Genomic DNA, 22,455 nt, shown 5'->3' with positions numbered 1-22,455 from the left:
GCAGCAGCAATGAGTTGGATCAGGCTTGCTTTAACGGCAAACTTATCTCAAACTCCGACCCCCTGTCCTTTTCACTTTTAACCTTAATAGTTCCGTGTAATTTCTTAACAATATTGCTTACATAGCTTAAACCCAAACCGAAACCCTTTACATCATGAACATTTCCTGTGGGTATACGGTAGAACTGATCAAATATTTTACTCAGTTGATCGCGACTCATACCAATTCCTTTATCAGACACCCTGATTATTAAATTTTTACCCGAGTTTAACGTAGTGATCTTAATTTGTGGATCTTGCGGACTGTATTTATTGGCATTGTCAAGAAGATTGAAGATGATATTTGATAAATGCAGTTCATCTCCCATGACAGTAGATTGGACAGCATTCAACTCCAGGTCGATGGTCGCGTTTCGCTTCTGCAGCTGCAAGAACATGCTATCCACGATGGCCGACAAAAGATCATTCATCTCTACTTCCTTATTTTCGAGCTTCAGATCACCTTTATCAATTTTGGCAATATTTAACACCCTTTCAATATGGCTCCCCAAACGAACGTTTTCGTCGTAAATAATATTTGCCAGTCTGTCAACACGCGTTTTATCAGTAGTAAGTTCCGGATCCTTTAAAGCCTCGCTCGCTATCATAATTGTGGCTACCGGAGTTTTAAACTCATGAGTCATATTGTTGATAAAATCTGTTTTCATCTCCGACAATTTCTTCTGCATGAGTATCGTGTGAATCGTATATCCAAAACAGAATATAAGGACCAGCAACAGTCCTCCCGACAGACCCATCATAGCGGTCAGATTGGCCAGAATTATTGTGTTCTTATCAGGAAAGGTAATCGTCAGCATTCCGGCATCCCTCACCATATCTTTTGGAAAAAGAGGAGTTTCATAGCTATTATATGGAAGAAACTTAGTCTGGTTAGAAGCACGTGTAAAGATCAGAGAATCTCGTTTTGCAGACGTAACCTTATATTCATAATCGCTGTTAATGGATCTATTCATCAACTCAGTCCTTAGCATGGAATCTAATGTTTGAGGATGGATTCTCTGATTCAAAGGCACGTGAGTAGTTAGATACTCTTTAGCAAGATCCTTAAATACGTCCTCCCTTTTATTTTCTTCAGCCAGGTACTGGTTTACATTTTCAACTTTGCTTTTCAATACAGTCTTTGGGACCGGCGGCGGAACGTATTTAATTCTCGGTTTGGGAATAGTTCGCAACACAGCTCCTTCTATCGGATCAAAGATTATGTACTGTCGAACCGAATCTCTCAAAGCTGCAGCGACCGGATCACCGATAGTTAAACCACCAACAATAGCCAGGTTGCTTCTGGCACGGGACAGTGTTTGATGGGCTCTTTCCCTTAGTTGCCCGAATGCATCAATATATTCAGTCACTTCAACCTTAAGGTCAAACTGTGGATTCTTTAGTTCATCCGCGGTAAGGGCGTCGTCCATAATCCAGGCATTTGGGTATCTCACCCTGAAAATACTATCCCGTATTCTGAAAATACTGTCAGCTTTTCTTTGCTCACCAGCCAGATAGCTTGCTTCCGACGAGCGCTGAAGTCTGGCATTTACTTTAACCGGTTTTTCAATTCGTTTTGCCGGAACAGGTTTTTGGGTTTTTCTTGCGGACCTTACTATACTAGTCTCTGCCTTCCTTTCAAGGAACCTGTTAGCATCTCTTTTCTCAATACGGTCAACCACATTGCTCAGCGCCTCATGAACAGACTGATCAAAGAGCTTTTCCTGTAACTGATACGATTCCCTGAAAAAATATAGCTGCATGCCCATTACGCCGATAAGCGCAACGGTCATTAACCCTATTATCAAACTGATGCTTTTTCTCTTCATTCAATCACAAAAATACGTAACGAGCTATAAGTCAACTTAGTTTTAACACTTTTTAACAAAGCCTTAACAAAAACGGAGTGGTATGCAGTTTATTTTTGTTAAGCTTAAATGTAATCATATGAAAAAGAATATACTTAAATCTCTATTTTGCCTTTTTGTCATCGCGACCGTAAGCCCTGATTATACAGCTCTGGCTCAGAGCAAAGGCGAATCTCGTAGTGTTATTATTAACGACGGTGATACAACGGTTAACGGAAAGAAGTTCAGCGAGCTCGACAGAAGCGAACGTGAAAGGCTCCGCAAAGAATTTAAGGAAATGGAGAAAAGGTTCCGCAGTGGGGGAGCGTTACGCCCTGGAAATAATGACGTAGTTATACAGAGAGACGAGAAAGATATCATAATAAGCCGCAATGGAAAAGAACCGAAAGTTTTAGTTTGGCGGGATCATTTTAACGAAGACCTCGGTTTTAATACGCCAGGAGACCTGAAGGTATTCAAGTTTAACGGTGACAGCCTGAAAAGATTTAGCTTTAACGCCGATAGTTTAATGAAACGCTTCGATTTCAAAATGGATGGTCTCGACAGCAATTTAAGGAAACGCATCATTACTATGCACCGTGATGAGATTCCCGGGTTTCCGGGTTCATTTGAAAGAGTTGAATTGCCCGGCATGAGGTTTGAGGGCCGTGCCTTTCCTGGCTTTGCCGAAAGAAATAATTCATCGTCGTTCAATTATAACTATACGGACAAGGACGGCATTTCAAGCCATATGAGCATCAGGATAAGTGACGCCAGTAAAGATCACCTTAAGAAGATCACTGGCAATGAGGTTGTAACTAAAGCGCTCGAAGTAAACGACCTGACCTTATTCCCTAACTTTTCAAGCGGAAAAATGACCTTGTCATTTAATATGTCGGGTAAAGGTCCAGCCAAGGTAAATATTCTTGATAGCGAGATGAAAGCCGTTTTCACGGATGAAGCAACTAATTCCAACGGTCACTATGTTAAGCAATTCATGCTTCCGAAAAACGGAGTATACCATATTACTATAAGCCAGAATGGAAACTGGTTCGTTAAGCGGATTATTAAAGAATGATTATAGATATATAATTTAAAAGCCCCTGCTGGATTTCCGGACAGGGGCTTTTGAATTTATAAGATTAATTTAACCGCAAAGGACGCAAAGTTTTTCGCAGAGGACGCAAAGCAGTTAGACGACTTTAACACAACCTTTTATTCGCTATGCAAACTTTGCGTCCTCTGCAGTTAAATATTAAAATGGCAAATCGTCGTCGTCAGGTGCTGATGTAATATCCACCGGCGCAGCGTACTCCGGGGCTGAGGAAGATGAAGCCTGTGCAGCGCCAATCGGATTTATTCTCCATACCGAAAGTGTGTTAAAATATGAAGTTTTACCCGTTTTGTCTGTCCATGGACGTCCGCGAAGATTAAAAAATAACTCTACCTGGTCGCCCACCTTTAAGTTGTCGAATAAGTTTACTTTGTCCTGCACTGCTTCAAACTTTACATATTCAGGGTATGTCGGATTTTCAGCATATTCCAATATAAGTTCGCGTTTTTTGAACTTATCACTCACGGTAATTACCTGCGAGATTTCATGTACTTTTCCTTTGATGTCCATGGTTATTTTATATTAATTGATCTCTCTAATCTTTACAGCTGTGACTTTGGACCATCCCTGGGGTGGGGAACAAATCCGGCCTTATAGATTTGTAAAAGTATAAAATTCAGGCAGGTTTTAATTGTTAACTTTGCAAATTATTATGCAAGTTTTCCACAACAGAAGTAAGATCATTATAACCTGTAACAATCGCTTATCACCTTATTTACAGCGTGAGGTAGAGAGCCTGGATTATAAAATAGTTCGGGCTTTCAGTACAGGGGTAGAATTGGAAGGAACAATCAACGATTGTATCCCCTTGAACCTTAATCTGCGCTGTGCAAGCCAGGTCCTTTATTCGATCAAGACATTCACGGCCGAAAATCCTGCACGCTTGTACAAAGAGCTCATGGAAATCGCATGGGAAGAGCTGATAGATTTTACAGGATATTTTTCCGTAAGCTCAACAGTCGATAACGAAACTATCACTACACCACTCTTTGCAAATCTTAAAGTTAAGGACGCAATCGTAGACCGCATTAAAGAGAAAAAAGGCCTCCGGCCTAATTCGGGTTCCGATGCAAATAAGGCTGTTATCCATCTTTACTGGAAAGGAAATGATGCCGAGATATTTATTGACACTTCGGGCGAAACGCTGGCAAAGCATGGTTACCGTAAAATCCCTGGAAAGGCTCCTATGCTGGAGGCTCTGGCTGCCGGCGCGATAATGGCAACGGAATGGGACAGAGTTAGTCCATTTGTAGTTCCTATGTGCGGGTCGGGCACACTTGCAATCGAAGCAGCCCTTCTCGCTACGAATAAATCCCCCGGCTTGTTCAGGATGAACTATGGCTTTATGCACATACTGGGATATGAGGAAGAAATTTTTTTCCGTGAAAGACGCAAGCTGAAAGATCAATCCAAAAAAGAATTACCCTCGAGAATTGTGGCTACCGATATTTCGGCTGATGCTGTCGATGTATCTCAAAGAAATTCGAAGACTGCAGGTGTGGATCATTTAATAGACTTCTCTGTTTGCGATTTTGCCGAAACGGAAGTACCTGCCGGCCAGGGTATAGTTATTTTTAATCCGGAATATGGAGAACGCCTCGGCGTTCATTCAAAACTTGAAGCGACCTATAAGCGTATCGGTGACTTTATGAAGCAAAAATGTAAAGGTTATAGGGGCTATATCTTTACGGGGAACCCAGACCTGGCAAAAAAGATCGGCCTTAGGGCATCGAAACGTGTGGAATTCTATAATGGAAAGCTTGATTGCAGGCTATTGGAATATGAATTATATGAAGGAAGCAAACGCGATCCCAAACCTGCGGAGTAAACAAATTATTTCGCTAACAGAGAAATTCGTAAAAGACAGGCTGGCTGGTTCTGAAGCAGGCCACGACTGGTGGCATATTCAGCGTGTTTTCAATAATGCGAAGTTGATTTCCAAAACTGAAAAGGTTGACCAGCTTGTCGTCAACCTCGCGGCGCTTCTTCACGATATTGCCGATAGTAAATTCCCTACTTAAAACAATTTATGCAAGAATGGGAGGGAGTTTGTTAGAGGCAATGATTCCTTACCAAAAACATTACTAAAAAGACACGCACGGGGGATTTTAAATATATAAATTAGTCATATGAAATTATGGGTTCTTGTTTTCATTAATGCACTTGCCGTCGCGCTGTCCTTGTCGATAATCAATTTCTACTTTCAGCAGAAATGGGTTGATTTCTTAATTACTTTTTCGGTTTCAATAATAATCACTTATGCGGTATTTTATTACTTAATAGAACGCTTTGTTTACAGTAAGATCAAATTGATCTATAAGTTGATCCACAATCTTAAACTGGGAAAAGACCTTAAAGACGCGCTGGGCGAATATGTCAGTACTGACCCCATTCACGATGTGGAACAGGAGGTTAAGGAATGGGCAAGAGATAAAAAAAGCGAGATCGACCAGCTTAAACAACAGGAAAAGTTCAGAAGAGAGTTTTTAACGAACATCTCTCATGAGCTGAAAACACCGCTTTTTGCTATTCAGGGCTATATTGAAGCTCTTCAGGACGATGACATAAATGACCCTGAGCTCTCAAAGCAGTTCCTGGAAAAAGCTTCAAAGAATGTCGATCGTCTGGCTTTCTTTATTAAAGATCTGGATTCGATATCGAAACTGGAAAGTGGCGAGATACCGGTTAATTATGAAAAATTTGATCTCACCGAGCTGATCAGGGAAGTTATTGAATCATTAGAACTCGTGGCGCAAAAGTACAATATCACCATGGAGTTTAAGGAAAAATACAACTATGCTACATGGGTCAATGCTGACAGGGAAAAAGTCAGACAGGTTCTTGTAAACCTTATCGACAATTCGTTTAAATATGGAAAATACGCCGGAACGACTTCGATAAAAACTTTTGAACTGCACGACCAGATTCTGGTCGAGATTACCGATGACGGTATTGGCATCGAAGAAAAATCTCTCCCCCGACTTTCTGAACGGTTTTACCGTACAGACAAAAGCCGGTCCAGGGAAATCGGTGGATCGGGCCTGGGCTTAGCCATCGTCAAACATATTATCGAAGCACATCAGCAAACGATAACCGTTAGAAGTACTGAAAACATTGGTTCCACTTTCGGATTTACCCTTGAAAGAATAAAGTAACCATTTTCTTAATGTTAACATTAACTTAACATTCGTGTGGTATTTTTGTTGATCTCAAACAACCCAATAAGATGTCACTTAACAGTATTTTCCAGTACTTTATTCCTAAAGACAAAAAATTCTTTCCTCTTTTTCAAAAGGATAGCGAAAATCTCATCAAGTTAGGCGAAAAGCTTGTAGAAGCTGTTAATACAGAAGACCTTACCCGCCGTAAAGAGCTTTTTAAGGATATTGAAGATCTTGAGCACACAGGTGATGAGATCACTCATCAAATACACCTTGAACTCAGCAAAAACTTCATTACACCGTTTGACCGGGAAGATATTCACCGCCTGGCAAGTGCACTGGATGACATCGCTGATTATATACACGGATCTGCCAGCCGTATGGAGCTCTACCAGGTGACTGTTATTACCCCTCCGATTAAAGAGCTTGCTAATTTAATTCTACAGGCTTGCCAGGATCTAAATAAGGCAATTCATGAATTACGTGATCTTCGGAATGTACGAATAATTGCAGATTCCTGCGTTCGTATAAACAGCATCGAAAATCAAGCTGATTATGTATTTGACAAGGCTGTCGGCGAGCTTTTTATGTACGAAAAAGATGCTGTTATCCTGATCAAATATAAAGAGGTCCTCTCTGCGCTGGAAACCGCAACTGACATGTGCGAAGACGCGGCAAACGTAATGGAGTCGATCCTGGTAAAAAACGCATAAGCCAAACATTACGTTAACCAAGCAGTTCTATGGGTTTTACATTACTAATTGTCGTCATAATTTTAGCGCTACTGTTTGATTATATCAACGGTTTTCACGACGCTGCAAATTCAATTGCGACGGTAGTTTCAACAAAAGTGCTTACACCTTTCCAGGCGGTGCTCTGGGCAGCATTTTTCAACTTTATAGCTTACTGGATATTTGATCTGAACGTTGCGGATACCGTAGCCAAGACGGCAGATACAATGAACATTAATCTTGTTGTGATCCTTGCCGGCGTAACGGCTGCAATTGCCTGGAATTTACTTACCTGGTGGTTCGGTATCCCTTCCAGTTCGTCACATACCCTCATTGGAGGTTTCGCTGGAGCTGCTGTAGCCCATGGCGGCCTGGATGTGATAAACCTTGGAGTGATCGGTAAAATTGCTGCATTCATTGTCCTTGCACCAATTATCGGCTTGCTAATGGCCTATCTGATTACCGTCATTATCGTAAATATTTGCCGGTATGCCAATCCTTCACGTGCGGAATGGTGGTTTAAAAAACTTCAACTTGTTTCATCTGCTCTTTTTAGTCTTGGCCATGGTGGAAACGATGCTCAAAAGGTTATGGGTATCATTGCAGCAGCCGTTATCGTTTACCTTAAAGATGCCAATCTTAGCGTAGATACTATGTCGGCCTGGCTGCATGTCGGTTATACCGTTAAGGCTGGCAAGGTACATATCGATCATATCCCCGAGTGGATCCCGATTGCCTGCTATAGTGCAATTGCTGCTGGAACAATGAGTGGTGGGTGGAAGATCGTTAAGACTATGGGCACCAAGATCACCAAAGTAACGCCGCTGGAAGGTGTTGCTGCAGAAACTGCCGGTGCTATTACCCTTTTCATGACAGAACATTTCAAGATCCCGGTATCTACCACACATACGATCACCGGTGCGATCATTGGCGTGGGCCTGAGTAAACGCGTATCAGCTGTGCGCTGGGGTGTTACAATTAGCCTGATGTGGGCGTGGGTGCTGACTATTCCTGTGTCCGCTGCCCTTGCTGCACTCTTATATTGGGGGTTCAGTCTTTTCTTGTAAGCTCCTGAAAAACAACAAGTCTTTATAAGATCATACCGGACATTATATGTCCATTAATATTTGTTAACTAAGTGCGGATCGCCTACAACTGATACAGATCCATGTACTATTTCAGCACTTCGTCAATTGAGTTATATGCTACCGAATGATAATTCGGTCTTGCTTTTGCGTAGATCTTTTTAGCCCATTCCTTACCTTCGGGCGTCTTAACCATCTCTTTGTAAAGGGGCATTAAAAACTTCCGCCGGCCTACCTGTGTTAGAAATTTCTCTATATTCTGAGTGGCCGGTTTATAATTCTTACGTACCGCGAGTGTGTACCAGGCCGCCTGGATTTCAGAATTGCCTGACTGGGTAAAGTTAAAGACCGTATCCAGACCGGCCATTTGCTTAAGGGTGATATTTTCCGGAAGATGACTGATCAGATATAATGACTCATTTGTGGACAGCCTTTTACTCAACACCGAAATGTCTCCTGAACTCTGCCATTGGGCTATTTGCGTATCCAACGCCCTAAATTTTTCGGAACCTACAGCAGGGCTGTTCGCTGGCAAACCTGGCTGATATACCCAAGCATCGATATTGATTTTACTGAGAATCTCCTTATCTCCCCTGATCAGATTACTGTCTAAGTAAGCCAGGAACTCTTCTGTGGTAACAGAATTGAATGCATGCGAATCAAAATACGAGCGAAGAAAGCTATCAAATTTCTTTCTACCGACAGCCTCTTCGATAGTCCTGAGGAATGAATATCCTTTTTCATAAGCGATATCACTTACCCCCTCGTCTGGATCGCGGCCATCAAAATTAGCTTTAAGCTTGGTATCTTCATTCTTCGCTCCCATCTCCTTCACTAATTCCTGCAAGCCCTGATAGCCCAATAGCTCCTGCATTCTCGCTTCATCCTTTCCATACACATCCTCAACGATACGCCTTTCAAAATAGGTGGTAAAGCCTTCATTCAGCCAGAAATCATTCCAGGTAGCATTCGTCACCAGGTTACCGCTCCAACTATGAGCCAACTCATGAGCAATAAGGCTCACGAGCGAGCGGTCGCCCGCAATTATCGTTGGCGTAGCAAATGTTAACATCGGATTTTCCATACCACCAAATGGAAAACTCGGTGGCAGGATAAGTACGTCATAACGTCCCCACTTATAGGGGCCGTAGATCTTTTCGGCTGCATTAGTCATCTTACCCATATCAGCCAGTTCATAAGCCGCCTTCTGTAGAGTGACAGGCTCCGCATACACTCCTGTACGATGATCCACTGCTTTAAATGCGATATCACCGACTGCGAGCGCCATAAGATATGAAGGGATAGCCTGCTTCTGGCTGAATGTGTAAACGCCCTTAGAATTTTTTGCCTGGGGGTTATTTGCGCTCATTACTGCGAGCAATTCCTGAGGTACCGCAACTGTTGCGTTATATGTAAACCGTATGCCCGGGCTGTCCTGGCATGGAATCCACGTGCGGGCTAAAATAGCCTGCGACTGTGTAAACATGAAAGGGTATTTCTTCCCTGCTGTCTGTTGTGGATTCAGCCATTGCACGGCCGCCGCATCGGCAGAATTTGTATAATAAATATTAACCTTTGATGTACCTGCAGCTATCTTAATATTGAGCGATCGTCCCATAAACTTATTGTCATTACCAAGACTGTAAGTCGTTTCTGTCTCATCATCACCCAGGGTAACCCTGCGGATCTCCAAATTCCTGGTGTCAAAAACAATTTGATTGCCCTTGGAGAGATTATCAATTAACCACGATGCCTTACCCGAGATCAATTTATTTTCGAAATCCACCTTAATATCAAGATCAAGATGCTTCACGATCGCTTCTGATGGCCTGGCAAAGGAATGAGCATCTTTACTCCCCCTTATAACATTTTTCGTCTCAACGGGAGCTTTTTGCCGGCACGCAATTACAAAAAGCACCGGAATCAGGATCAATAGTTTTTTCATTAGTTCCAATTTATCTTATACCGGCGAAGGAAAATTTCACAAATATCTTGATTTGTCTTGTGAAGATATGGTCGTGATTATCTTATAACCGGTAAGTTTAAATCAAAGCTAAGGATTACGGCCCAAACTTTATCTCAATACGTTGTTCGATCTTTTTCCCCTCAGGCGGTGATAACCAATCAGGGCCCTTCTCAACAATACGTATCGCTTCTTTATTATAAGCGTCATTTAAACCACGTATAACTTTAATATTTGAGGGTTTACCGCTCGGGCTGATATCAAATGAAAGTAAGACTGTACCCTTTAATACTGGTTCTGATTTGAATTTCCCGGCATTCAGGCTAACGTATTGCCCGTAGGCCTCCCAACCGGTCTTGGGTTGAACAGTGTAACCGACAGGCGCTTTGTTTAACGCACCGGATACCTCAGCCGTCTCAGAACGGCGGGCGCTCACCGAAGCCGTTGCAGAAGACATGGTCCGTGCCATCAGTGCGGTATCAGGAATATCCTGCTGTTTTGGAGCTTGGCTTTCTGCTTCTGGAGAGATAACCGTTTTTCTTCCCTGAAGGCCCCGAGGTTTATATGCTGACACGCCCGGCTGTTCGGTCGTGGATTGGCCCTTATTTACCGCGGCGATTTCATTCTGGTCTGCTGCCTTTATTACGGCTTCAACAGAATCTCTGTCGATCACATTAACTTCAACCGGCTTATTCGATTCTGACGCCAGTTTGTCGTTAGGTTTCGAACCGTTCATCCAAAACAAAATTCCTGCAGAAATGAACATGACAGCAGCGGCAGCGGCAATACTTAACCTTTGCCAGCTAAGATCGAAGACTTTCTTATTCTCCTGCAGATGAACGATCCGCTCATGGAGCTGCCGCTGAAGAATACTCAGATTTGCAGCCGGATCTTTATACTCAGCATACCCTTCCAGCGCATCCCACAAAAACGGATCTTCCAGAGCCTGCTTCTCAAGCTGGTGCATCACCTCAGGGTCCAGCTTACCCTCCAGGTATTGCTGAATCATTAAGCTATCCGAGTAGTTAGTTTTCACTGTTCTTTTCTATACAAATTTTGAGATTCCGCTTACCATTCTGGATATAGCTCTTTACTTTATTAAGGTCATACCCGGTAATATCGGAAACGTCTTTATAGCATTTTTGTTCCAGGTAAAAAAGGCTGATGGTGTCTTTTTGCTCGGCAGGAAGCTTCTCTATACACTTCTCCATAACGTGGAGTTTACTTTCACGCGTCTCATCTATATCTAGATGCACAAAAGCTTCGTTTTCCATAATGTTCTCCTCTATCGATACAAATTCATGTTTGGAAGCTGTTCTGATCGCCATCAGGCAATAGTTCCGGGACAAGGTGTACAACCAACTTTTGAAGTTACTCACCTCATGGATCTTTAATTTCTTCACCAGTTCCTCAAAGATCTGCATGACCGAATCTTTGCTCCGCTCCTCATCTTTGAAATATTTTAGACAAAGACCGAACACCAGGGGCATATATCGCTCATAAAGCTGGCCCAGGATCTCCAGATTTCCTGTACTACGATACTCAAGAAGCAATTCTTGCTCATTCAATTCATTGCTTCCGGACTTATTTCGAATAAACTTCAATATCTCTCAGGCCTTTATTATCTAAAGTATAAAAAATATTTGTGGATTATGGCAGTAGATTTGCTACCTGTTATTGATAACGTTAATGGATCCTTCGCACCAACAGACTTGGAACTATTCTTAAAAAAACAATATGAAATCCCTTAAGATCACACTGCCAGCTTTTGCATTATTATTTTTTACAAGTTGCGATACCCTTAATCAGGCCGGCCAGGTGTTGAGCCAGGCTGGTCTCGGAAATCCTACTGCAACTGAAATCTCTATGGGTTTAAAACAAGCTCTCGAATTCGGCACATCGGCAAGTTCGGATAAATTATCAGCAACGGATGGCTTTTTTGCCAATGCTGCAGTTAAAATACTCTTCCCCGAAGAAGCTCAAAAAGTTGAACGTACCCTAAGAAGCGTGGGGCTGAATAAACTAGCCGATAATGTGATCCTGAGCATTAACCGTGCTGCTGAGGCCGCAGCCGTAGAAGCCAAGCCGATTTTTATCTCAGCTGTTAAAGGAATGACCTTCTCTGATGCTACTAATATTTTATTGAGCGGCCAGCAGGATGCGGCGACATTATACTTTAAACGAGTGACCAGTCAACAGCTTGCGGATCGTTTCAGGCCGATCATTGAAAGCAGTCTTCAGAAAGTAGGAGCCACCCGTTACTGGTCAGATGCTATAACAGCGTACAATAAAATTCCTTTGGTGGGAAAGGTTAATCCTGATCTTAGTTCATTTGTGACCGGAAAAGCTATTGACGGAATATTCTTTGAAATTGCACAGGAAGAATTGAAAATAAGAACCAGAATATCTGCACGAAGCACGCCGCTTTTGCAAAAGGTATTTGCTTACGCGGATAGGAATAGGGATTAGGCAATAGGCTTTAGGACCAACCAAACCTAAATGGAAATGCCGCCCAAAATGAGCGGCATTTCCATTTGAATTATATCAAGCCCTAAAGCCTATTGCCTAACACCTAAACTAACAACCTCACCGGCTCTTCCAGCAATGCTTTCAAAGTTTGTAAGAATGCCGAGCCTGTTGCTCCGTCGACAACACGGTGATCACAGCTTAAAGTTACTTTCATAACATTACCGGGAACAACCTGTCCGTTCTTAACAACCGGAACCTGAGAGATACCTCCTACTGCGAGAATGCAGGCATCCGGCGGGTTTATGATCGCTGTGAATTCATCGATTCCAAACATTCCGAGATTGGAAATGGTGAAGGTCGACCCTTCCCAGTCAGCAGGCTGCAATTTCTTAGCTTTAGCACGTTGCGCAAAGTCTTTTACTTCAGCAGAAATATGGGAAAGTGATTTACCGTCGGCAAAACGCACAACAGGAACCAGCAGCCCGTCCTCAACGGCTACTGCTACTCCGATATTTACATGCTCGTTATAACGGATCTTATCTCCAAGCCACGATGAATTTACATTTGGATGCTGCTTCAGCGCAATGGCTACCGCTTTCAATACGATATCGTTGAACGATATCTTTACTGAAGCAAATTCATTGATTTTATTTCTCGCCTGAATCGCACTGTCCATGTCGATCGCCATGGTCAGGTAGAAATGTGGTGCAGTAAACAAGCTTTCTGAAAGACGTTTAGCAATAACCTTACGCATTTGAGAAACTGGCTTCTCCGTATACTTTTCTTCGCCGATAAACTGAGGTATGGTTACAGCCGCCGCACCAGAAGTTGCTTTATCAGACGCCGATGGAGTGGCTGAAGGTGCCGCTTCAGTAACTTGTTTAGTTGATGGCGTAAAGCCTTCTATATCTTTCTTAACAATTCTGCCGCCTTCTGCACTGCCCTTAACCTGCTCAATGTCTATGCCTTTGTCTTTAGCAATTTTTCGCGCCAGAGGAGAAGCTTTTACCCGTGAAGATGAATCACTTTGAACTTCCTGCGTAGACGCCGTAGGTTTAGCGGAGGCGTCCTCCCTCGCCTCTTCAGGCTTTTCGGAGGTATCAGCAGGCTTAGCAGCAGTTTTCGGCGCTGAACCGCCTTTCAATAAAGGAGCAACGTCAGTTCCTTCTTTACCCACAATTGCGATGATCTCATTTACTTTGGCTGCCTGGCCTTTTTCTACACCTATATGCAACAGGGTGCCGTCAGCGTAGCCTATCACCTCCATAGTAGCCTTATCGGTTTCCACGTCGGCAAGAGCATCATCACTTTTTACTTTGTCACCAACTTTTTTGTGCCATTCAGCGATAACTCCTTCGGTCATCGTATCACTTAAAAGTGGCATACGTATAACCGTTGCACCGACAGCTGCAGCTGCCGCATCCGGATCACCCCCCTCAGCCGAAGCATCTTGGCTTGCTGCGGCCTCAGCCGGTTTTTCAGCTTCTTCCGGCTTGTCAACCGCTTTTTCATTTTTCTGCGCACCCTTTTCAGGAGCCGCATCAGCGGCAGGCTTTTCTTCTTTCCCGGCAGCAGGCGCTTCACCTTCCAAAGCAGCTTTATAATCTTCGCCCTCAGCACCAATTACAGCAATAACCGAATCAACCGGTGCGGCAGAACCCTCCTGCGCGCCTATGTATAATAATGTACCTTCCTGGTAAGATTCAAAATCCATCGTGGCCTTATCGGTCTCCACTTCGGCCAGCAGATCGCCCGATTTTACTTTATCACCAACTTTTTTATGCCACTTAGCGATCACTCCCTCCGTCATCGTATCGCTCATTTTGGGCATTCTAACTACTTCAGCCATCTTTATTCCAGATTAGTATTGGGTCTCATTAAATAAATTAGTCGCGTATGTACGGGTAATCTGTTTGAACATACACATCCTTATAAAGTTCGGAAGCATCAGGCCAAGGTGATTCTTCAGAAAATCTTACCGACTCATCAACAATGGCTTTGATCTTTTCACCGATCTCCTCGAACCATGCTTCGTCAGCATATTTCTTTTCTTCGATAGCAAGCTTCACAACTTCAATAGGATCTTTAGCTTTATAACCTTCGAGCTCCTCCTTAGTTCTATATTTTGCCGGGTCAGACATAGAATGCCCTTTGTACCGGTAAGTTCTCATTTCAAGAAAAGTAGGACCGTCGCCCCGGCGGGCACGTTGTACAGCCTCATCCATCGCATTATGAACAGCAACCGGGTCCATACCGTCAACAGGGGCGCAGGGCATATCAAAGCCCAGGCCTATTTTGTAGATATCGGTCATGTTGGTAGTGCGGGCTACCGAGGTACCCATAGCATAACCATTATTCTCACAAACAAAAATTACCGGAAGCTTCCATAGCATGGCCATGTTGAAGGTTTCATTAAGAGCGCCCTGGCGAACGGCGCCATCGCCCATATAGGTGACGTTTACCGCATCCGTTCCGTTGTATTTCTCAGCAAAAGCTATACCTGCTCCTAAAGGGATCTGGCCACCAACAATGCCATGGCCGCCGAAAAACTTCTTTTCCTTGCTGAACATGTGCATAGAACCGCCCTTACCCTTTGAACAGCCGGTTGCCTTGCCGTATAGTTCAGCCATGACCTCATTTGCGCTCATTCCTCTTGCAAGGGCATGTGCGTGATCACGGTAAGCAGTGATCATTGAGTCGTCCGGACGAAGTACTGACATCGCTCCAGCCATAACCGCTTCCTGACCAATATATAAATGGCAAAATCCTCTGATCTTTTGCTGCCCGTAAAGTTGTCCTGCTTTCTCTTCGAACTTCCGCATCAACAGCATTGATTCGTACCACTGAAGATAGGTTTCCTTTGTTATTTCTATTGCACTCATTCCTGATGATGTCTGTTTTGTTTACCCCTCGCAAGGGACGACAAATCTAACCATATCTTCCTAAAAAAAGAATAGCATTATGGCTTTGTTACGCCCTTTTTCGAAGATTCTAAATGTAAAAAAGTGTTAAAAAACGAACTAATAATTGCTTTTTTAAACAATTTGCCCTACTATTGTAACATTCTGAAAATATTATCAGTATAAGGGCGTTCATAGTCTGTATTGTTTTTAACTATTAACGAAGAGGAATAAATGGGGAAAAAAGTAATTGTAGCGATGCTACTTATGATTTCTTTTGTGTCAGTACAGGCGCAAACCAATAATAAGGACCCAAAATCTACAGTAAAGATTGAGGATCCCGATAATCTGGCTACCGAATATTTTTCTCAGATCATGGGCATTGCACTTTCTGCGACGTCGAACTTAAAGTTATATCAATTTGTCTACGACTGGATCGGAACTCCTTACCGTTTAGGCGGCGTATCTAAAAAAGGCATCGACTGTTCCGGATTTGCCTTCGAACTATACAATAAAGTTTTCAGTACCCTTATCGGGAACAATTCGCGAAATATTTTCAGCATGGTCAACCCTATCAATAAAGATCAGCTGAAAGAGGGAGATTTAGTATTTTTCAAAATCGGGAGCCGTTCTATTACACACGTTGGCGTTTATATGGGCAATAATAAGTTCGCACATGCATCCAGCAGTAAGGGTGTGATGATAAGCGACCTGGATGAAAGCTACTGGAGAAGATATTATTATAAAGGAGGCCGTTTATTGGCTTCTTTAAGAGAATAAGAAATCCGCCAGATAATTATTTTATCTGGTTCACAATAAAAAAGCATCGTACTTTTTTTAGTACGATGCTTTTTTATTTCGCTACGTCTGTAGTATTTTTTACAAGGCCTATCCCTGTGAAGAAAAATATTACTCCGAGCACAGCGAATACGATTAAAGACTTCGCTCCTTCAGAATTCTGTACAAATCCAACCGCAGCATAGATTAAGCCTATTATTCCCAGAATCGTTAAAATAGTCCCGAATGTTCTTTTTACGTTCATAGTTTTCTGTTTAAACATTTAAAGCAATTTGCCTGCCATGAGAAAACAATATGATACGAAGTGTTATTTGTATGTTTGACTATAAACCTTATTTTGGAAACATCTAAAAGCCTGCTTATCGGCGGAAGCTACGTCGTCATTATTATATCCCTTATTCCGCTAATTCGTCAGGATTACTGGATTTTCCGCGTTTGCGAGTACCCCAGGCTTCAGAAACTGTTTATTAATGTGGTTTTACTTCTTCTACTGTTACTAACTTTCGAAGTTGTATCTCTTCATGACAAGGTTGTGGCTGTCATGCTAGCTTTAAATACCTTGCATTTGACTTACCAGGTCTTCCCTTTCACCATTTTAAGTAAAAAACAGCTCTTAGGCACCAGCGAAAGCTATCCGGATAGACAGATCGGCTTATTCATCGGAAACGTTTATCAGCATAATAAGAAAACAAAGGAATATCTGAATTGCATAAAATCAAGGAATCCTGACGTAGTCATGCTCGTTGAAACAGACAAATGGTGGGCTGCTCAGCTTGAATCATTGCATAAAATCTACCCTTACCATTTGTTTGTACCTTTGGAAAATACTTATGGGATGATGCTGTTATCCAGGTTTAAATTGCATAATGGCACAGTCAAATATCTTGTCGAAAAAGATATACCCTCAGTTCATGCCACTATAGAATTACCCTCCGGTGACAAGGTGAATTTTTACGGCCTTCATCCTACTCCACCTGTGCCGACAGAAAATCCCCGCACAACCGAACGCGATCAGGAAATCTTACTGGTTGGAAAAGAGGCTAAGAAAAGTAAGCTCCCGGTGATCGTGGCCGGAGACCTCAATGATGTGGCCTGGAGTTATACAACTGAGCTATTCTCAAAGATAAGCGGGCTGCTCGACCCACGTAAAGGCCGCGGATTCTTTAATACATTTCATGCGAAATATTTGTTTCTAAGATTTCCTTTAGACCATATATTCTGCTCTAATAACTTTACGCTGATTGATATTAAACGACTGCCAAGTTGTGGATCGGATCATTTTCCAATTTACATCAAACTGCAATTCTCTCCAGAAAAAGCTGCGGTCCAGGAGGAACCGACAGCTGATCAGCAGGATAAAAAGATAGCTGAAAAAAAGATCCGAAAGGCTACCTGATTTCTTTACCAGACCTTCACCCGCTCACTCTCGGCCTTATACATCTTGTCACCAGGTTTTACATCAAAGGCCCTATAGAACTCCGGCATGTTTGACAGAGGACCATTTACCCTGAACATCTCTGGTGAGTGAGGGTCTACCTGAATACGCATTCTCAGGGTTTCATCCCTGTTTTTAATTCTCCAGACTTGCGCATACGACAAAAAGAACCGCTGATCAGGTGAAAATCCATCTATCTTCTCATCGCCCTTACCCTGCTCAGTTAATTTAAACGCCTCGTAAGCGATGGCCACACCACCAATATCCGCGAGGTTTTCCCCTAGCGTCAGACTGCCGTTAACCCTTTGATTATCCAGCACCGTAAACTTATTGTACTGGTCGACAACTACATTTGCCTTTGCTGTAAACAGTTTTGCATCAGCGGGTGTCCACCAGTCTTTAAGATTTCCATCCTTATCGTACTGCCGGCCCTGATCATCAAAGCCGTGTGTCATCTCATGACCGATCACTGCTCCAATAGCCCCATAGTTGATGGCATCGTCTGCTCCAAAATCAAAGAAAGGAAACTGCAAAATCCCGGCAGGAAACACAATTTCGTTGAAACTTGGATTGTAATAAGCGTTCACAGTCGGAGGGGTCATACCCCATTCCGTTTTATCGACCGGTTTGCCCATCTTTGCAACCATTTCTTTATAATCGTGTTGGGCAATAGATTGCAGGTTTTTATAATAATCTCCTCTATCAATACTTACATCATCATATTTTTTCCACGTATCCGGATAACCGATCTTTTTAGTAAATGCATCCAGTTTAGCAAGCGCACGCTGCTTTGTTTCGTTGCTCATCCAGTCCAGCTTCTCTATTCTGGATTTATAAACCTTTTGCAGGTTATTTACCAGCGAGAGCATCCGCTCCTTAGCTTCCGGCTTAAAATATTTTTGGGTATACAACTGCCCCAATAGCTCACCGAGACCGCCGTCCACTGTCTCAACCATCTTTTTCCAGCGCTCTGTCTGGATTTTTTGTCCGCTAAGGGTTTTTCCATAAAACTCGAACCGTGCATCACGGAAGCTTTTACTCAGTGCGGGTGCCGCATCACTTATGGCTTTAAATTTTAACTTTGCCTTCCACACATCGATCGGCTGGTTCTTGAGGAGATCGTTTAAGGTCTTATAATACTTCGGCTGTCCCACCAGGACGGTATCGGTTTTGATAAGCATTCTGTCTAAAATATCCCGAACGTTCATATCTGGCAGTTCCTTCTGCAAATCAGCCACAGCGTACTTGTTATAATTCCGCACTGGATCACGGAGTTCTACAGGAGTAGAATGGGATGCTGCGATCAACGTTTCGAGATTCAGGATAGCTTCTGCGTTTTTCGAGGCGGTCGAAGCATCTATACCTGTCAGGGTAAACAATTTCGTAATGTATTTCAAATATTCCTTACGGATGTTCACCGTGGCAGAATCAGCATTAAAATAATAATCCCGGTTAGGAAGGTTCAAACTCGCCTGGTTAAAATTTACAGCATTTTTCGTGCTGATCCTATCATCGGGACCAACGTAGATACCGAACAGGAAGCCATCACCATCTTTATAACCATCAGCCGAGAGATTTACCAGTTGCTTGTAATCCTGTACAGCATCGATCTTTTCAAGTAAGGGCTTGACCGGGTCGTAACCTAATTTTTCAATAGCCACTGTATCCATTCCACTGGCATACAAGTCGGCCACCTTCTGCCCGGCAGAGCCTTTTGCGTTGTCTTCCTGAATGGCATCTTCGATTATTTCTCTTAAATTCTTCTGATTATCCTCATAAAGCGTATAAAAAGAACCCCAGCCTGTCTGGTCGCCTGGAATATCAGTTTCTTTCATCCACTGGCCGTTAGCGTAAAGAAAAAAGTTCTCGCCCGGGCTGATGGTTGTGTCCATGCCTGACTTTTCAAAAAAGATGGTCCTTACAGGCACATCATTTTCAGATTTCTTATCAGTGTTGCAGGAAGCAAAAGCTAATGCCCCGGCAGAGAATAATAAGACCGGTTTAATTTTCATAATACAAGGTTATTTTATCAAATGTAAAAATTTGAGGGATATTTTGTAACGTGTTGAGCGGAAGATTGACCATTGGCCGTTACGCAGCCTGAAATCGATTTGCATCATAGCTGATTAACGCCCTGGAAGCTTCAATATAAAACCTGAAATAATGTCTTTATAAACCCGTGTTAAACTCGTAGTAAGCAGGGATATATCCGGGTTTAGTCCGCGTTTAGTCCACGTTTACTACGGGTTTAGTCTGCGTTTCGGTAGAAAAGATCTGCCTACCTTTCAGGTAGCAAGAACAAAGTAGTGGCAGATTTCTAAACCTCAATGATTAACAGGATGATGAATATTATCGGCGACGAAAAAGAGACTTAATCTTTATTGTACATAAGGGTCATTTTAGCGACTCTTTCTTCGAGTGTTTCAGTGATCAGCTTTTCCCGGCCCAGGCTATCTACAAGAATTGGAAAAGCAAAGGGGGTGGGGCGCTTGCTTTCTGTAATGACAACTTTCAAGGTTTGAATTCGCTGCAGCGCTGCCCGAAGCCGGAATTCTTCCAACTGGAACTGCATGGCTTCATGGTAAGCTTGCCGGACCAGGACATTATCACTTTCATATTCATTAAAAACTTCAAACAGCAATGAAGTTGATGCTTGCAAGTGTTTGCTTTTCATAGCCTTACCCGGGAAACCAGTAAATACCAGACCTGCAATATGTGCTATGTCCCTGAACCGGCGGCGAGCCATTTCGTTAGCATTAAGGCTCCTTTGTATGTCCTCAAGCAGGTTGTCGATAGAAAAAAGGCCATTTGCGAGCGCCTCTTCCAGCAAGATCCTGTCGTCGGTAAGCAATTCAAAGCCATAATCATTCATGGCGATGGAGAAATTTGCGCGCCTGATCTGAGATATCCTATAGGCAAAGAGCGAAGCCATCCCTTCGTGCACCAGTCGCCCTTCAAAGGGGTAAAAGAATAAATGATATCCGTCCCGCGAATGGAACTTCTCGATCAAAAATTCAGAGCTTAAGGGAACGCGGGATAATTTGGCCTGCAGTTCAAACAGGGGCTTGAGAGCTTTAACCTCGACGTCCAGACCTCTGGATGTTTTCATTCTACCCTCCATGCCCTTATTTATAAGGATGCCGACTTCATTCAGCTTCTCCCTTAGTTTTGCAGACAGCTGTGATGAAAGGGGCATCCGGCCACCCATCCAGCTAGGTATTATACCCTTTTTCTTTGACGACTTGCGTACAAAAGCGGTCATGTCCTTAATCTTGACAAGTTCCAGGCTCCTTCCGGCAAACCAAAAGGTGTCCCCGATTTTTAACTTGGTGATAAAATACTCTTCTATTGATCCAAGATAGCCGCCGCTTAAGAAGCGTATCCTTATACTCACATCTCCTACGATCGTACCCATACTCAAGCGGTGTCTCATGGCAACTTTCCGGCTGTTTACCTTATAGACGCCATTTTCGATCTCCACCTTCAGAAACTCGTCATATGCCGACAAGGTTTTTCCGCCTTTGGTTATAAAGTCCAGCATCTGGCCAAAATCCCTGGCTTCCATATCGGCATAGCAATAGGTCGTTTTGATTTCCCTGAATACCTCATGGGGTTTAAAACCATCAGAAACCGCCAGAGTTACCAGATACTGCATGAGTACATCCATAGCTAAGAGTATTGGGTCCCGGCTTTCGAAAACATCATCTGCTATAGCCTGCTTCAGCGCTGCCCCCTCAAGTAATTCGAGAGAGTGTGTTGGAACAAACCAGGCTTTCGATGTAGCGCCCGGATGATGCCCGCTCCTTCCGGCCCGCTGCATAAAACGGGCGACACCCTTAGGACTGCCGATCTGCACAACGGAATCAACCGGACGAAAATCAACACCGAGATCCAAACTCGAGGTGCACACAACCAGCCGTAGCATCTCATTATGCAGTGCATTTTCTACCCAGTTACGGAGTTCATTGTCGAGCGAGCCGTGGTGCATAGCCATAACGCCGGCATATTCAGGATACTTATCAAGGATAGCCATATACCAGATCTCGGATTGTGACCGTGTGTTTGTAAAAATCAGGGTCGTTTTACTGTTTGCCACGATCTCCATTACCTGGGGGAGCAATTTGATACCCAGATGACCCGCCCAGGAAAACTCCTCAATATTCGCGGGTATGACCGATTCGATAATTATTTTTTTGTCCTGTTTCGCACGGACAAGCCGGACCTGACCGGGATCGAAAGCGTTACCGAGAAGAACCTCGGCAGCTTGTTCCAGGTTGCCAATAGTTGCTGATATTCCCCATATCTTCAACTTCGGCTTTCCGGGAAAATTAAGATTTTTCAAACGGGATAAACCGAGTTCCACCTGCACACCCCGCTTACTCCCCAGAAGTTCATGCCACTCGTCAATAACAACAGCCTGAAGATTCTCAAACAGCTTAGGATATTCTTTCTGAGCGATCATCAGATGCAGGCTTTCAGGCGTAGTCAGCAATATTTCCGGCTGTTTTTTTCGTAATTCCTGTTTTTCCTTTGCCGAGGTGTCACCTGTGCGGCTTCCTACCTTCCATGGCAGACCAAGGTCATCCACTACCGATTGCATCGCTTTGCGGATATCGTTGGTAAGCGCCCTGAGAGGCGTGATCCACAGCAACTGCAGGCCGTTATTTTTTCGGTCCTTATAATCATACGGATGCTTGTTGATATAGTCTGATATAAAGGGCAGGAACATCGCAAAGGTTTTACCGCTGCCGGTTGGCGCATTCAGCAGACCTGAATAGCCTTTAAGAAAGGTCTTCTCCATTTCCTTCTGGAAAGGAAATTGCTGCCACTGCTTCGCAGCAAACCAATCTGAAATTATCTGCTGGCCCGGAGTCATGCTGATTAGAACCTGGTGGAAAGGAACATAGTTTACAA

The 22,455-nt window shown here is 43.3% G+C and carries 19 protein-coding genes; 9 read left to right on the top strand and 10 right to left on the bottom strand.

Annotation, left to right across the window (positions count from 1 at the left end; genetic code table 11):
• Positions 1 to 19 precede the first annotated feature (19 nt).
• Positions 20 to 1,867 carry a HAMP domain-containing sensor histidine kinase gene (locus P2W76_RS14315; RefSeq protein WP_276348533.1) on the bottom strand — a complete coding sequence of 616 codons (1,848 nt, stop codon included), beginning with the start codon at positions 1,865 to 1,867 and terminating at the stop codon, positions 20 to 22.
• 118 nt (positions 1,868 to 1,985) lie between these two features.
• Here P2W76_RS14315 and P2W76_RS14310 point away from each other — a divergent pair, with 118 nt between their 5' ends.
• Positions 1,986 to 2,963, top strand: a complete 978-nt coding sequence (locus P2W76_RS14310) for a T9SS type A sorting domain-containing protein (protein ID WP_276348532.1) — start codon at positions 1,986 to 1,988, stop codon at positions 2,961 to 2,963.
• Positions 2,964 to 3,140: 177 nt separating this feature from the next.
• On the opposite strand, the gene P2W76_RS14305 is transcribed toward P2W76_RS14310, so the two are convergent.
• A complete protein-coding gene (locus P2W76_RS14305) occupies positions 3,141 to 3,509 on the bottom strand; it encodes a DUF3127 domain-containing protein (RefSeq protein WP_276348531.1) in 369 nt (122 codons plus the stop codon).
• A 142-nt stretch (positions 3,510 to 3,651) separates the two neighbouring features.
• On the opposite strand from P2W76_RS14305, the gene P2W76_RS14300 reads away from it, so the two are divergent.
• The 5 genes from P2W76_RS14300 to P2W76_RS14280 all read left to right on the top strand — a co-directional run bounded on the left by P2W76_RS14300 (position 3,652) and on the right by P2W76_RS14280 (position 7,958).
• On the top strand, positions 3,652 to 4,827 hold the full coding sequence (locus tag P2W76_RS14300) for a class I SAM-dependent RNA methyltransferase (RefSeq protein WP_276348530.1): 1,176 nt from the start codon (positions 3,652 to 3,654) through the stop codon (positions 4,825 to 4,827).
• Positions 4,790 to 5,020 carry an HD domain-containing protein gene (locus tag P2W76_RS14295; protein WP_346429835.1) on the top strand — a complete coding sequence of 77 codons (231 nt, stop codon included), beginning with the start codon at positions 4,790 to 4,792 and terminating at the stop codon, positions 5,018 to 5,020. The genes P2W76_RS14300 and P2W76_RS14295 overlap by 38 nt, the downstream gene beginning before the upstream one ends.
• A 108-nt stretch (positions 5,021 to 5,128) precedes the next feature.
• Entirely contained in the window at positions 5,129 to 6,154 is a 1,026-nt protein-coding gene (locus P2W76_RS14290; RefSeq protein ID WP_276348529.1) for an ATP-binding protein, read from the top strand.
• A gap of 71 nt (positions 6,155 to 6,225) precedes the next feature.
• Positions 6,226 to 6,873 (top strand): DUF47 family protein, encoded by a 648-nt coding sequence (locus P2W76_RS14285; RefSeq protein WP_276348528.1) that lies wholly within the window; start codon positions 6,226 to 6,228, stop codon positions 6,871 to 6,873.
• A 29-nt stretch (positions 6,874 to 6,902) separates the two neighbouring features.
• On the top strand, positions 6,903 to 7,958 hold the full coding sequence (locus P2W76_RS14280; protein WP_276348527.1) for an inorganic phosphate transporter: 1,056 nt from the start codon (positions 6,903 to 6,905) through the stop codon (positions 7,956 to 7,958).
• Between the two features lie 106 nt (positions 7,959 to 8,064).
• On the opposite strand, the gene P2W76_RS14275 is transcribed toward P2W76_RS14280, so the two are convergent.
• The 3 genes from P2W76_RS14275 to P2W76_RS14265 all read right to left on the bottom strand — a co-directional run bounded on the left by P2W76_RS14275 (position 8,065) and on the right by P2W76_RS14265 (position 11,543).
• On the bottom strand, positions 8,065 to 9,921 hold the full coding sequence (locus tag P2W76_RS14275) for a M1 family metallopeptidase (RefSeq protein WP_276348525.1): 1,857 nt from the start codon (positions 9,919 to 9,921) through the stop codon (positions 8,065 to 8,067).
• A gap of 115 nt (positions 9,922 to 10,036) precedes the next feature.
• Positions 10,037 to 10,975: a TonB family protein gene (locus P2W76_RS14270; RefSeq protein WP_276348524.1), complete on the bottom strand. Its 939-nt coding sequence runs from the start codon at positions 10,973 to 10,975 to the stop codon at positions 10,037 to 10,039.
• Positions 10,965 to 11,543, bottom strand: a complete 579-nt coding sequence (locus P2W76_RS14265) for a sigma-70 family RNA polymerase sigma factor (protein ID WP_276348523.1) — start codon at positions 11,541 to 11,543, stop codon at positions 10,965 to 10,967. Before P2W76_RS14265 ends, P2W76_RS14270 begins: the two co-directional genes overlap by 11 nt.
• A gap of 133 nt (positions 11,544 to 11,676) precedes the next feature.
• On the opposite strand from P2W76_RS14265, the gene P2W76_RS14260 reads away from it, so the two are divergent.
• The gene (locus P2W76_RS14260) at positions 11,677 to 12,408 is read left to right on the top strand and encodes a DUF4197 family protein (protein WP_276348522.1); all 732 of its coding nucleotides are present in this window, start codon (positions 11,677 to 11,679) and stop codon (positions 12,406 to 12,408) included.
• Between the two features lie 103 nt (positions 12,409 to 12,511).
• Here the strand turns inward: P2W76_RS14260 and P2W76_RS14255 are convergent, their stop codons facing one another.
• Together P2W76_RS14255 and pdhA are read right to left on the bottom strand one after the other, a co-directional pair.
• Complete coding sequence (locus P2W76_RS14255; protein ID WP_276348520.1) at positions 12,512 to 14,257, bottom strand: pyruvate dehydrogenase complex dihydrolipoamide acetyltransferase; 1,746 nt, start codon at positions 14,255 to 14,257, stop codon at positions 12,512 to 12,514.
• Between the two features lie 37 nt (positions 14,258 to 14,294).
• On the bottom strand, positions 14,295 to 15,290 hold the full coding sequence (gene pdhA / locus P2W76_RS14250; RefSeq protein ID WP_276348519.1) for a pyruvate dehydrogenase (acetyl-transferring) E1 component subunit alpha: 996 nt from the start codon (positions 15,288 to 15,290) through the stop codon (positions 14,295 to 14,297).
• A 252-nt stretch (positions 15,291 to 15,542) separates the two neighbouring features.
• Between pdhA and P2W76_RS14245 the strand changes: the two genes are divergently transcribed.
• The gene (locus tag P2W76_RS14245; RefSeq protein WP_276348518.1) at positions 15,543 to 16,088 is read left to right on the top strand and encodes an NlpC/P60 family protein; all 546 of its coding nucleotides are present in this window, start codon (positions 15,543 to 15,545) and stop codon (positions 16,086 to 16,088) included.
• A 73-nt stretch (positions 16,089 to 16,161) separates the two neighbouring features.
• Here P2W76_RS14245 and P2W76_RS14240 read toward each other — a convergent pair whose 3' ends face one another.
• A complete protein-coding gene (locus P2W76_RS14240) occupies positions 16,162 to 16,350 on the bottom strand; it encodes a hypothetical protein (RefSeq protein WP_276348517.1) in 189 nt (62 codons plus the stop codon).
• Positions 16,351 to 16,443: 93 nt separating this feature from the next.
• On the opposite strand from P2W76_RS14240, the gene P2W76_RS14235 reads away from it, so the two are divergent.
• On the top strand, positions 16,444 to 17,502 hold the full coding sequence (locus P2W76_RS14235; RefSeq protein WP_276348516.1) for an endonuclease/exonuclease/phosphatase family protein: 1,059 nt from the start codon (positions 16,444 to 16,446) through the stop codon (positions 17,500 to 17,502).
• A gap of 5 nt (positions 17,503 to 17,507) precedes the next feature.
• Here P2W76_RS14235 and P2W76_RS14230 read toward each other — a convergent pair whose 3' ends face one another.
• Together P2W76_RS14230 and P2W76_RS14225 are read right to left on the bottom strand one after the other, a co-directional pair.
• Complete coding sequence (locus P2W76_RS14230) at positions 17,508 to 19,553, bottom strand: M13 family metallopeptidase (protein ID WP_276348515.1); 2,046 nt, start codon at positions 19,551 to 19,553, stop codon at positions 17,508 to 17,510.
• 359 nt (positions 19,554 to 19,912) lie between these two features.
• Positions 19,913 to 22,417, bottom strand: coding sequence for a ligase-associated DNA damage response DEXH box helicase (locus P2W76_RS14225; RefSeq protein WP_276348514.1), 2,505 nt, complete (start codon positions 22,415 to 22,417; stop codon positions 19,913 to 19,915).
• Between the last annotated feature and the right edge of the window lie 38 nt (positions 22,418 to 22,455).

This window comes from Daejeonella sp. JGW-45, assembly GCF_029360805.1.
GTDB lineage: Bacteria > Bacteroidota > Bacteroidia > Sphingobacteriales > Sphingobacteriaceae > Daejeonella.
The sequence above is the reverse complement of the archived record's forward strand: the minus strand, read 5'-3'. Positions and strand labels throughout refer to the sequence as shown.